This window comes from Streptomyces sp. AC1-42W, assembly GCF_003248355.1.
GTDB lineage: Bacteria > Actinomycetota > Actinomycetes > Streptomycetales > Streptomycetaceae > Streptomyces.
The window spans coordinates 663,327-675,755 of sequence record NZ_QKWY01000001.1 but is presented as its reverse complement, the minus strand read 5'-3'; the positions used below and the strand labels follow the sequence as shown (position 1 = coordinate 675,755).

Below are 12,429 nucleotides of genomic sequence, written 5' to 3'. Positions count from 1 at the left end.
ACGAGGGGACCGGACAGTGGGCGAGCAGCGACTCCTGGGAAACCGCTACCGGTTGGTGCGGCAGCTCGGCGAAGGCGGCATGGGCGAGGTCTGGGAGGCCCAGGACGAGACGCTGGACCGCCGGGTCGCGGTCAAGGTGATCTCGATGCTCGCCGGCGGCGGCAGCCGGGGCGACGAGGCACGCGCCCGCTTCCTGCGCGAGGCCCGGCTCACCGCCCGCCTCCAGCACCCGCACATCGTGACCGTCCACGACCTCGGCGAGAGCGGCCCGGCCGGCGGCAACGCCCCCTTCCTGGTCATGGAACTGGTGCGCGGCGAGGGCCTGGACGCCGCACTGCGCCGGGGCGGTGTCGCGCTCGACGACGCGGCCCGCTGGGGCGCCGAGATATGCGAGGCCCTGGCCGAGGCCCACGCCCAGGGCATCATGCACCGCGACATCAAACCGTCGAACATATTCATCAGCCACACCGGCAAGGTGAAGGTCCTCGACTTCGGCGTCGCACGCGCGGCCGACCCGTACGCCACCACGGACCGCCTCACCCAGACCGGGTTCATCGTCGGCACACCCCCGTACATGGCGCCCGAGCAGGCCCGCGGCTACCCGGAACCGGCCAGCGACCTCTACGCCCTCGGCTGTCTGCTCTTCGAGCTGGTCACCGGCCGCCTCCCCTTCCAGGCCCCCGACAGCATCGGCTACCTGACGGCCCACCTCAGCCAGGAACCCCCGGCCCCCAGCTCCTTCCGCCCCGACCTGCCGGACGGCTGGGACACCCTCGTACTGAAGCTCCTGCGCAAGGACCCGGCCGAGCGGTACGAAAGCGCGTGGGAGGCCGCGGAGACACTGTGGCAGCTGAGCTGGGAGACCGAACCCGACCCGGAGGCGGACCAGGACCTCGATCCGGACGCCGACCTCGCCCCCGAACCCGGGCCCGCGCCCACGCGGGCGCTGACCACACGGGACGCGCCCTACGCGCCGGCCGCCCCCGCCGCTCCCGTGGGCGGCCGGTGGTTACCGATCACAGCCTGGCTGCTGGCCGTGGTGGGGGCCGGTGTACTGGTCTCCGTCAACGCCGACGGCGTCAACGACGGACGCGATGTGGCCTCGGGCCTCCTCGTGGCCGGCCTCGCCACCGTCTGGCTGGCCTGCTGCCGCGCCCTCGCCGCCCGCCCGGCCCTGCGCGCCGCGGTGACCCGGGTGAGCCGCTACGGCCTCCCGCTGCTCCTGATGGTCGTCTACTGGGGCGCGCTCATCGGCGGTACGGACGAGCCGTGGCCGCACGGGGGATACCAGTTCGTCATGAGCGTCTCGACGGCCATCGTGACCGCGCTCCTCGGCGTGGCCGCCGCCCTCACGCCGGAGACCGACGAGGCGACCCGGAAGGTGGGCGACGTGCTCGTGGCGGTGAACGTCCTCGCGGTGTTCGACGCGGTGAGCCAGCAGTTGGACAGCTCCTTCGTCCTCCTCCCGTACCTCACCTTCGGCCCCCCGCAGCCGGTCACGGCCGGCGTGGCCGCGGCGGCCGTCGTGATGTTCCGGGTCCGCGTGGTCGCCACCCGCCGGGCGTCAGCCGTTCAGCGCTTCTCCCAGACCGACGTGTCGTAGCGGTAGTAGTACTCCGGGCGCCCCGCGATGCTGCTCGTGCGGAACGGTTTGCCGCCGTCGTAGACGGGCAGCATGCCGGTCCGGCCGCCGCTGCTCCACTCCAGCTCCAGGTACCAGCTGACGTCGTGGCCCTCCACGTGCACGTCCAGGTCGAAGACCTCCACATCGCTGGACGACACCCGGAACGGGAAGTCCTTCGCCGGTACGACCTCGTCGCCCTGCTGTCCCGCGACCGGGGTGAGCGCGGGGCGGCTGTCGTCCAGGTCCACGTCGAAGGACTGCGGCTCGATGCCGCTGCCGCAGCCGTCGCCCATCGAGAACGCGGCCTGTCGCAGCGGTGCCCGCCGGCTCAGCACCCGTACATGGAGCGCCGTCAGCACGACGGCCTGCTCCGACGTGCCCTGCACGGTCAGCTCCAGCCGCATGGCGCCGCCGTCCACCCCGCCGAGCGCCCGCGCCCAGCCGCGGGTGCCGGCCGGCGGGGCCGGGGGCGGCACGGTCGCCGGGTCCCGGTCGAGCAGGAAGAACTGCCCGCAGGGCTCCTCCCAGTTGTACGAGCTGATGGTGACCGTGGGCGGTCCGCCCTTCCCGCCCTTCCCGCTCTCGGGCCGAACGGCGGTGTGCGACGCGGACGGTGAGGACCGTACGGAGGCGCTGGGCGAGGCCGCGCTCGCGGAGGCGCTGGGCCGCTTCGACGCGCCGGCCGAGGCGGACGGGCTCCGCGGCGGCTCGGAGACCGTGTCGGCCCCCTTCCCCTCCGCGCCGCTCGACGCGTCCGACGCCCCGGCGGCCGCGGTCGAACCGGGCTCCCTGAGCTGGCCGACGACCACGGCGGTGGGCACGGTGAGCGCGACGACGGCCGCGACGGCGAGCAGCACCCGCGTACGACCGGAGGCCCACCACCGACGAGCGGACGGCGCGGCCCCGGAACCCGACTCCACCCGTACGGGCTCGGGCGGCGCGGGGGCCACCGGGGCCTCCGGAGCGACCGGGGCCTCCGGAGCCGGAGCGTCCGCCTCCGGAGGCCCCGGAGGCTCCGTACGCTCCGCCGCCGCCCCCTCCGTACGCCCCCGCCGGCGCGCCGCGTCCGCGAGAATCCACCGCCGGTGGACCTCCACCAACTCGTCGGCACTCGCCCCGCAGAGCCGGGCGAACCGTTCCACGGGCGCGAACTCCCCCGGCACCGCGTCGCCGTTGCAGTACCGGTGGAGCGTGGACGTACTGACGTGCAGCCGCCCCGCCAGCACCCCGTAACTGCGCCCCGAACGGCCCTTCAGTTCCTTCAGCAGGACCGCGAGTTCCTCGGCCTCCGGCGTCGCCATCGCGGCGTTCCCCCTCCTGGTCCGTCCCGGATCACCGTTCCAGGGACGTGGAATCTGCCCAGGTCACAGTACGCGCAGGCATTCCAGCTTCCCCAATGGTCCGGCGGGCGTTGCGGCCGGAATCCGTCGTGCCACAAGCTCGGACCAGACCACGGCGAACACGGGGGACCGACACAGTGCGAACCCTCTTCCGCATCGAACTCGTCGATGCGCTGGCGATCGGGGTGCTGATCGTGACGACCACGATCGTCCTGTTCCTGATCTGCCGGGGCTGACCACCGCACCACGCCCGACGCACCACCGACCGAAACACACTCACGGGAAGTACCACCATGCGCAGCAACCGCATCCGCTTGACCACCTTCGCGGCCACCGCTCTCGTCGCCGCCCTGTCCCTCACCGCCTGCGGCGGGGACGACGGCGCCGACGCGAAGAAGCCGGCCCCGGCCGGCTCGGTGGCCGACCAGGGCGCCGCGTCGCCGACGCCGGACACCCCCGCCGCCCCGGAGAAGGACTCCACCTCGCCGACCGACTCCGAACCGGCCGCCGACACCCGGGAGAAGGCCCCGGCCGCCAAGCCCGGGACCGAGTCCAAGCCCGCGTCCAAGCCCAAGCCCAAGACCCCGGTCACCTGCACCGGGGCCAACACCAGGACGACCGTCACCAAGGTGAGCCGCCCCATCAACCACCTGCTGCTCACGGTGACCAACAAGGGCGACCGCCCCTGCTACGCGTACTACGCGCCCATGCTCCGCTTCGACGACGCGCAGGCGGTGTTCCAGGTGTTCCGGGACAGCAAGCCGCAGGCCGTGGTGACGCTCGACCCCGGCGCGTCGGCGTACGCCGGGATCGCGCTGACCGGCGAGCCCACCGGCAAGAAGCCCTACAAGAGCGCGAACCTCGGGGTCACCTTCGCCGACCGCGCCAACGCGCCCGTCAACTCCTCGCCGGCCGAGCTGAAGCTGCCCGCCGAGACGTACTGGGACGACAACGGCTTCGTCACCTACTGGCAGAGCGAGATGTCCGACGCGCTCGTGTACTGACCGGCCGGCTACCGACCGGGCAGTTCGAAGTCGAACCAGATCCGGTGCGTGCCGTCCTCGTCCACGGCGATACCGCCGCCCCCGCCGATCCCGGCGAGGGCGGCGGTGCCGCTGGACGGCACGATCGTGAAGAACTCGTCCTTGCGGTCGCTGCCGCCGGTCGCGGCCGAGTGCACGAAGTTGAACGTGCCCGCGCGCCCGGCGAGCGTGCCCTCGAAGGACTCCATGGCGATGTACGAACCGACGCCGGTCTCCTGGTCGAAGGCGGCCGTGAACAGCGTCGTCGACCGCCCCGCCACCTCGCCCTCGAAGGTCTTCACGATGGTCGCCAACCCGACCGGGAGCGCGGTGACGACCTCCGGCTCGGGCTTCAGCTCGGACGGGACGAAGGAGTCGACGGTGAACGTTCCGGAAGCTCTCATGCGCCGATCGTAGGGGCGGGGTACGACAGTTGAGGGTCTAGGTAGAACAACTCATGTGCGGCCGTCGCACACCTGGTGGAATCGCGCCCATGTCACAGACCGACGCTCCGGACGTAGACCAGGACGAGTTCACCCGGACCCCCTGGATCGCCCCGCTGGCCTCGACGGTCATCACGCTCCCGGTCGCGTTCTACGCGCTGCTCACCAGCATGCTGATGCCGATGGCCTGCGACTCGTGCACGGAAGCGGAGGCCCACCGCTTCGACGCGAGCTTCGGCCCTGCCTTCGTGGTCTCCTGCTGCGGCCTCGCCCTCAGCCTCTGCGTACTGCTCGCGAGCTGGGTGTGCATGCGGAGGCGTCCGGCGGCCTCGGTCCTCCTCGCCATGGCCGCCCCCATCTCCGTCGTGTTCACCTGGCTGCTCTTCGTGAGCCTGGTGGACACGCCGTAGGTGTCCTTGGCTGGGTCCAGACGGCGAGCTCAGCCCGCCTTCAGCTGCTCGCGGAGCCTTCGCACGTGGCCTCGGACGTCACACCCGGCACCGAAGCCCCCCTCGGGCGCCGGGTCGGCGACCGTGCCCTGAGCGCTGCGGAGGCACGGGCCGCACAGCCCGTCACGGAACACCTCGGCCTTCCCGAGCGCACCGCATTCGGCGCACTCGATCATCAGGCGGCGAGCGGGCGGGCTTTGCGCGGCAGGAAGGTCCGGCGGGAGCTTGTCGAGCAGGCGGCGGCGGACGAAGCCGACGGGTGAGTCGACGGCTTCGGGAAGCCCGGCGGTGAGGGCGCGGGTGAGGTGGTCCGCGTCCGCACCGCGGGCGAACCACTGGGCGGCCAGCTGCTCCAGCACCGCGCAGTCGGCGGCGGAAAGCGCCAGCCGCGGATCGGTACGGCCCAGCCCCGCCAGCGCCAGGTACGCGGGCGAGGGGCCCTGCGACTCCTCGGCGCGCTGCTGCGGCAGGACCGGAGCGGGGGGTGCCGGGGTCTCCGTCGCGTCCGTGGCGGCAGGTTCGGCCGGAACCCACGGCGGCGGCGGACCCTGGGGCGCCACGGCCGGCTGCGGGGCGCAGCGGCTCTCCTCGGCGGCGAGGAAGGCGGCCCACCACTCGTTGTCCCGGGCCGTACGCGACCAGAAGGTGCGGGTCACCCAGCGGATACCCTCGCCGCCATCGACCGCGCACCGGACCTGGCGCAGATGCCCGGCCACAGTCAGGGCCCGCAACGCGCTGCCGACGGCCATCTGCCCGTACAGGGGCTGGCACTTGGCCAGGGACTTGATGCTCATCGCCGCGCCGTCGGGAAGCGTGTCGACGCACCCGGCGATGTACCGCTCCCGCTCGGGGAGAAACGCGAAGTCGTCGGTGGCGGGCGGGTTCTGGCCGGGAACGGCTCGCTTGCCGTAGCCGGGACTGGCCTTCGGATACGGGGCCGAGCGAGCAGACGTCGGCAGGGCGGGGCTAAAGTTTTGTGCAGCCACGAGATCGTCTTTCTAGGTTTTGCGATCTTGGGGTCAGACCCCGGCCGGTGCTTCTACACCGCGTCGGGGTCGTTTCGTCTGGCCGCAACGTAAGCAACCACGACGCCACGTGGCAAGTCGGTCACGGTTAGTCATACTTGCTCGTCGTGACGGGGTAGGGAGGGAGGGAGGGAGGGAGGTTTTCCCAACCCCCCTTCTTTTACCTACCGGTTGTACAACAGCGCTCGGCCCTCGAAGCCCGCATCCCGACGCCCGAGCCCCGGGTCCCAAGACTCGGGCAAAGCGCCCTCCCCGTACACACGAAAGAGGGAACAGAGCCGCCCCGAAGCTCGCACCCCGAGACCCGAGACCTGGGCCCCGAGGCCCGGGCTTCGGGAAGCGCCCCGTGCCGAGGCAAGGCACTCCAGCGACAGCCCTCCGGCTCAGGCCATGGCCTCGGCCAGGTCCTCCGCCTGCTTCAGCACCCGCTCGATCGCCGCAGGCTGCTTGTCCGGCGGATATCCGTACTTCCGCAGGAGCCGGAGCACGCGGGCCATGATCCGGTCCCTGGACTGTTCCTTGAGCTTCCAGTCGACGGTGACGTCCTTGCGGATCTGCTCGTAGAGCTCGTGCGCGATGCGCGCGAGGACCGAGTCCTCCATCTGCTCGACCGCCGAGGGATCGGCGGCCAGCGCGTCATAGAAGGCCAGCTCGTCCTCGGTCAACCCGAGGTCCTCGGCCCGTCCCCGGTCAGCGGAGACCTCCTGCGCCAGTTCGATGAGGAACTTCATGAACTCGGCGGCTGCCAGAAGCCCGTTCGTGTACCGGTTCATCGCCGCCCGCACCCGGCTCGTGAAGCTCTCCTGCCGGGTCAGGTTACGGGGATGGGCATCCCGGATCTCCTTCAGCAGGGCCCGCCGGAGTGCCTCGATCGCCAGGTTCGGATGCTTCGATGCCTGGAGCTTCTTCAGGAGGGATTCGTCCAGGTGAGAGAGGTCCGGCTTGCTCAGGCCGGCCGCGTCGTAGATGTCCACGACACCGTCGGCTGCGATGACCGAGGCGTGGAGCTGCGCGATGAGCAGTTCCACGTCCGCAGCGGTGGCTGTGTCCTGCTCCTGGCGCTCATCCGCCGTGTACTTCTCCCGCGACTTCCGCACGGACTCGAAGAACCGGATGTCGGGCAGCAGATCCTGCACGCGCTGATCGGTCGGGCAGAGCGAGAACGCCTGCCGGAGCAGCCCTGAGTGGTACATGAACCGCTGCTTTCGCGTGGCCTGTTCGAACTCCAGCCCCGGCTCCGGCGCGGCCAGGAACTCCAGGACCTCCACCAGGGCCTCACGGTAGGAGCGTGGGCCACCGACGGCGAGCGTCTGTTTCCACCGGCACCTGTGCAGGATGTCCACGATCTGCTGGTGGCTTTCCCGGACGATCTGGACCGCGCCCGCGAGGTCGGCGCCCAGCATGGGGTCCGCCTGGTCCTGCTCGGAGTACTCGGCGAGGGCTTCCTTGATCTCCCGTATGACGCCCTGGAAGTCGACAACCAGCCCGGAGGGCTTGCCGGGCCAGGTGCGGTTGACGCGGGCGATGGCCTGCATGAGCGCGGCCCCGCGCATGCGCTTGTCCAGGTAGAGCGTGTGCAGGGGCGGCGCGTCGAAACCGGTCAGCCACAGGGACTGGACGATCACCAGCTCCAGTTCGTCATCCGGGTCGGTCACCCGCGCCTGCATCTTCTTCAGCTGGGTGGGCGTGCGGATGTAGTCGGCGACTTCTTCGGTGTCCGTGGCGGCGTTCCCGGTGAAGACGACTCGGATACGCCCGGTGGTGTCGGTCAACAGCCCCGTCTTCGGGTCGCGTTCCCCCTTCCAGTCCGGCCTACGACGGATCACCTCCTCGAACAGTCGCGCGGCGATGGCCCGGGAGGCGCAGACGACCATGCCCTTGCCCGTGTAACCCGTCAGCTTCTGCATCTCCGTGCTGCGCGCATCCCAGTGCTCCAGCAGGCCCCCGGCCAGCTCCCGGATGCGGGCGGGCGAACCGATCAGCTCCTCGTACCGCCCGAACTGCTGGCGCGCGGCACGCTTCTCGTCCTCGCCGAGACCCTCGATCAAGCCTTCCGCACGAGCGTTCAGATCGTCGAGGTCCACGTTTTTGACGAGGTCGACCTTGACGAGATGCGGCTCGTAGAAGACGGGCACGGTGGCCCCGTCGTCGACGGCCTGCGTGAGGTCGTACGTGTGGATGTTCCCGCCGAAGACGCCCTGCGTGCTGCCCGTGCTGTTGTTGATGGGCGTGCCGGTGAAGGCGATGAACGTGGCGTTCGGGAGGGCGTCGCGCAGGTTGCGGGCGTAGCCGTCGATGAAGTCGTAGTGGCTGCGGTGGGCTTCGTCGACGACGACGATCACGTCACGGCGCGGCGAGATCCGCGGATGCCGTACACCGGCTTTGCGCTCGTCCTCGGTCAGCCGGAACTTCTGGAGCGTCGCGAAGATGACCCCGCCGTTACTCTCGGGGCTGTTCAGCAGTCGGCGCAGTTCCCCGGCGTCGTCGGCGGTCTGCAACTCCTCCTTGATCCGCTTGCGCAGGGTGTCGCTGGCGGCGAACGTCCGGAACAGCTGGTCATCGAGGTCGATCCGGTCCGTCAGCATGACGAAGGTCGGACTCGACAGCTCGGGTGTCGAAGCGGCCTTCCCCACGTAGAAGAGCATCTCCTCGCTCTTCCCCGCGCCCTGCGTGTGCCAGACGACACCCGCCCGGCCATCGGTGGCGAGGGCCGCCTCGGTGGCCCGGACGGCGGCGTTCACGGCGATGTACTGGTGTGCCTTGGCGAGCTTGACCGTGTTGACGTCGCCGGACTTCTCGGCGGAGTACGAGAGGAAGTTGCCGATCAGGTCGAGCAGCCGGGCCGGCTCGAACGCCCCGTACAGCATGCGTTCCAGCGCCCGCCCGTCCTCGCGCTGATGCTTGCGCAGCATGCGGTCCTGGTCGTCGGCGTGCCAGGGGGCCATATGCTGCCAGGGCGTGAACGGCGTGCCCATACGGGCGGTGATCCCGTCGGAGGCGAGCATGACGAGGAACGTGGCGAACGTGCCCGTCTGCTTCAGCTCACGGCGGTAGCCCTGGAGCTGGTCGTAGGCGGTGTGCGCGCTGTCGTTGCTGTCGGCCTTCTTCAGCTCGATGACGGCGAGCGGCAGCCCGTTCACGTACAGGACGATGTCGAATATGAACGTCCGGTCCTTGACGCTCGTGATCCGGACCTGGCTGGCGGCGATCAGGTCGTTGGCGTGGGGATCGCCGAAATCGACGGGCCGGATGACCGCGTGGCGCGCTTCACCGGTGGCGGGGTCGTCGTACGGGACGGAGACGCCGCCGGTCAGCCGCTCGTAGAACCGGTGGTTCTCGCGGAGGTCGTGCTGCGTGAGCTGGGCGAGGAGCGCCGGTATGGCGTCGTCGGCCGCGCTCTCGGGCAGCTGCGGGTAGCGCCGCCGGATCGCCTTGCGGAGGTTGGGGTACAGAACGAGGTCGCCCCACCCCTTCCGTACGCCGTACGCGGGCCCCAACTCGGCCCCGGGCACGTGCTGCCACCCGACCTCGCCGAAGATGCCGAGGGCGTGCAGCTCCAACTCCTTCTCGGTGAGCCGGTCGATGGGGGGCTCGCCCGTGGGGTGGGTGCCTCTCATACGGCCTCCTCTACGACGCGGGTGGCGTCCTTGACGCGGATCTTGCCGGTGACGAGCTGGGGGAGGAGGGTGTCGCGGAGGGTGGCTAGGGTGCGGTTTTCGAGCCTGGCCGCCTCGGCACGGGCGTGCAGCGGTGCACATTGCCGATCGAACGCAGCGAGTTCCGACTCCGTGGGCAGCGAAATCTTCAGCGACCGGATGTCACTGAGGCTGAGGTAATCCGCCATGTCGGTCTGCCCCTTCATCCCGGCCGCCTGGCCCCAGAACTCTGGCCCCCGCAGCCAATGGAACAGGTAGGGGGCAGAGAGCGGAGCATCACCGACTGGCCTGAAGAAGCAGACCTGAGGGCTGTAGACGAACTCCGCGTCGTGGGAGGAGATCATCGCCACCCGGCCGACAGTCCCCTTGGTCGTGAGAACAACGTCTCCGGGGCGGGATGTCTTCCTTCCCATCGCTGAACGAAATTCTTCACGGACGTGGTCGCCGAACGAAGGGGTGATCGCCCCCATCCCGACTTCCGCGACTCGCAAAATGGGAAGCCCGGGTGTGCCGTGCTCGGCCTTCTTAGTCCGATATCCGTCGCCGAACTGGAGCGACCCCTCCGCCACGAGCTGCCCGAATGTCGCAACCGGCGCAGCGCCCTGGTGACTCACTTTGTGGTGATAGGAGTCACCCAAGTCCAGCACGGTCGCACAGATCCGCTCGTTGAGCGCGATCTTGTCGTCCAGCGCACCGAGCACCTCTGTGATGGCCCTCCGCTCGCGCTCTGGGGGCAGAGCGACGGGGATGCGACGTACATCCCGCAAGTTGAGCGTTGCCTGCACGGTGGTGTTCTGCCAGTCCCGCATGCACCCTTGGGCAGGCTCGGACATGAGATACAGCTTCAACCAGGCACTACTGACCAACGCCGGTCTCAGAACCGCAATGGCCCGCGCCACGTTCCATCCTGCGAGATCGGAGGGCACCACCGCGACCTCGCCCACCGACCCTACGAGCGAAAGGAGCAGCTCACCCCCACGGAGACGGGTTCTCTCGTAATTCGCCTCTACCCGCCTGGCGACGCGTAGCACGTCGGTTCGGCCGATGCGTCCGCGCCGTACATCCTTGACCCGCACGACGGGAACACCAGTCGGATCGTGGGTCCCGGGCTGCACAATCCCGTAGGCGATCCCTCGGGGCTCCAGCAAGTCCTCAAGGGGCCGATAGTGCCAGCCTTCAGGAAGGCATCGCAGGCCGCCACGGGCATCGGGGGACAGCCCCATCACACCCTCCCCAACTGCTCATCCACAACCCGCGCCAACCGCTCCGACTCCGCGAACTGCTCCCGCAGCAACGCAGTCAGCCGCGCGATCTTCTCCTCCACCGGCTCCGCGTCCGGGTCTACCTCAACCTCCGCCGTCCCCACGTACCGCCCCGGCGTCAGGACGAAGTCGTGTTCCGCGATCGTGTCCACGCCCACGCTCGCGCAGAACCCGGGCATGTCCTCATACGCGCCCGCCCCCTCCGCGCCCCGCCAAGCCCGCACCGTGTCACCGATGCGCCCGACGATCTCCTCCGGGGTCAGCTCCCGCAGCGTCCGGTTCTTCATCACGCCGAACTCGCGCGCGTCGATGAACAGGACCTCACCCTTGCGCCCCCGCACCCACCCCGAGTGGCGTCCCATCCCCTCCGCGAGGAACCACAGGCACGCCGGGATCTGCGTCGACCGGAACAACTGCCCGGGCAGCGCGATCATGCACATCACCAGGTCGTCCTCGACCATGCCCCGGCGGATGTCGCCCTCGCCGGACTGCTTGCTGCTCATCGAGCCGTTCGCGAGAACGACCCCCGCCCGGCCGCTCGGCGCGAGCTTGCTGATCATGTGCTGGAGCCAGGCATAGTTCGCGTTGCCGACGGGAGGAGCCCCGTACACCCACCGCTTGTCCATGCCGAGCATCTCCCCGCCCCAGTCGGAGATGTTGAACGGCGGGTTGGCCATCACCACGTCCGCCTTGAGCGTGGGGTGCTGGTCGTTGCGGAAGGTGTCGGCCGGCTCGTCGCCCAGATTCGCCTCCACGCCGTGGATGGCCAGGTTCATATGGGCCAGCTGCCAGGTGGTCTGGTTGAGCTCCTGCCCGTAGACCGCGACGTTCAGCGGATTGCCGCCGTGCGACTCGATGAACTTCTCCGCCTGCACGAACATGCCGCCCGACCCGCAGGCCGGGTCGTACACCCGCTCGCCCGGCTTCGGCTCCAGCACCTCCACGAGCAGCTGGACCACGCTCTCCGGGGTGAAGTACTCCCCGCCCTTGCGGCCCTCCTTCAGCGCGAACTCGGCCAGGAAGTACTCGTACACCTCCCCCATGATGTCCCGCGCGCCCTTGCGGCGGCCGTCGTCGCCCAGCTGCTCCTGGAACGCGAGCCGGTCCAGCAGCCTGATCAGTCCGACGAGGCGCTCGTCGTCGACCCGGCCGGCGGCGTAAATCTTCGGCAGGGTCTTCTTCAGCGCCGGGTTCTGCGCCTCGATCGCCAGCATCGCCGCGTCGATCGCCTCTCCGACGGTCTGCCCCTCCACGGTCGCGCCGGCCCGCTCCAGAACGGACTCCCAACGGGCGGTCGGGGGTACGTAGAAGATGCCCGCGCCCGTGTACTCGCGCCGCTCCTCCAGCGTGACGAGGATGTCCTCCTCGCTCCAGCCGCCCTCCTCCCGCAGCTCGGCCTCCAACTGTGCACGCTTCTCGCTCATCGCGGCGGAGACGTACTTGAGGAAGACGAGACCCAGCACGTAGTGCTTGTACGCGGCGGCATCCAGGCTGCCGCGCAGCTTGTCCGCGGCCTGCCACAGGATCTGCTTCATGTCGGCAGGTTCGGTCTTCTTCTTGCTACGGGGTGGCACGAAGCACTCGTTTCTCTCGTCGTTCACAGAGGGG

Annotated in this window: 9 protein-coding genes; 3 read left to right on the top strand and 6 right to left on the bottom strand. The window is 69.9% G+C overall.

All coding sequences use genetic code 11. The annotated features are described in order from the left end of the window. Positions 1-16 precede the first annotated feature (16 nt). A complete protein-coding gene (locus tag DNK56_RS35215; protein ID WP_241989733.1) occupies positions 17-1,603 on the top strand; it encodes a serine/threonine-protein kinase in 1,587 nt (528 codons plus the stop codon). Here DNK56_RS35215 and DNK56_RS03075 read toward each other — a convergent pair. Then, a complete protein-coding gene (locus DNK56_RS03075; RefSeq protein ID WP_111330182.1) occupies positions 1,573-2,925 on the bottom strand; it encodes a helix-turn-helix domain-containing protein in 1,353 nt (450 codons plus the stop codon). The two genes, DNK56_RS35215 and DNK56_RS03075, sit on opposite strands and share 31 nt — an antisense overlap. 332 nt (positions 2,926-3,257) lie before the next feature. On the opposite strand from DNK56_RS03075, the gene DNK56_RS03070 reads away from it, so the two are divergent. Then, the gene (locus tag DNK56_RS03070) at positions 3,258-3,968 is read left to right on the top strand and encodes a DUF4232 domain-containing protein (RefSeq protein ID WP_111330180.1); all 711 of its coding nucleotides are present in this window, start codon (positions 3,258-3,260) and stop codon (positions 3,966-3,968) included. Between the two features lie 8 nt (positions 3,969-3,976). Here DNK56_RS03070 and DNK56_RS03065 read toward each other — a convergent pair whose 3' ends face one another. Then, entirely contained in the window at positions 3,977-4,390 is a 414-nt protein-coding gene (locus DNK56_RS03065) for a DUF3224 domain-containing protein (protein WP_111330178.1), read from the bottom strand. An 89-nt stretch (positions 4,391-4,479) separates the two neighbouring features. Between DNK56_RS03065 and DNK56_RS03060 the strand changes: the two genes are divergently transcribed. Further along, the gene (locus DNK56_RS03060) at positions 4,480-4,839 is read left to right on the top strand and encodes a hypothetical protein (protein ID WP_111330176.1); all 360 of its coding nucleotides are present in this window, start codon (positions 4,480-4,482) and stop codon (positions 4,837-4,839) included. 29 nt (positions 4,840-4,868) lie between these two features. On the opposite strand, the gene DNK56_RS03055 is transcribed toward DNK56_RS03060, so the two are convergent. The 4 genes from DNK56_RS03055 to DNK56_RS03040 all read right to left on the bottom strand — a co-directional run bounded on the left by DNK56_RS03055 (position 4,869) and on the right by DNK56_RS03040 (position 12,395). Further along, positions 4,869-5,864 (bottom strand): MarR family transcriptional regulator, encoded by a 996-nt coding sequence (locus DNK56_RS03055; RefSeq protein WP_111330174.1) that lies wholly within the window; start codon positions 5,862-5,864, stop codon positions 4,869-4,871. Positions 5,865-6,286: 422 nt separating this feature from the next. Beyond that, complete coding sequence (locus tag DNK56_RS03050) at positions 6,287-9,520, bottom strand: type I restriction endonuclease subunit R (RefSeq protein WP_111330172.1); 3,234 nt, start codon at positions 9,518-9,520, stop codon at positions 6,287-6,289. Then, on the bottom strand, positions 9,517-10,782 hold the full coding sequence (locus tag DNK56_RS03045) for a restriction endonuclease subunit S (protein ID WP_111330170.1): 1,266 nt from the start codon (positions 10,780-10,782) through the stop codon (positions 9,517-9,519). The genes DNK56_RS03050 and DNK56_RS03045 overlap by 4 nt, the downstream gene beginning before the upstream one ends. After that, the gene (locus DNK56_RS03040) at positions 10,782-12,395 is read right to left on the bottom strand and encodes a class I SAM-dependent DNA methyltransferase (protein WP_111330168.1); all 1,614 of its coding nucleotides are present in this window, start codon (positions 12,393-12,395) and stop codon (positions 10,782-10,784) included. The genes DNK56_RS03045 and DNK56_RS03040 overlap by 1 nt, the downstream gene beginning before the upstream one ends. Between the last annotated feature and the right edge of the window lie 34 nt (positions 12,396-12,429).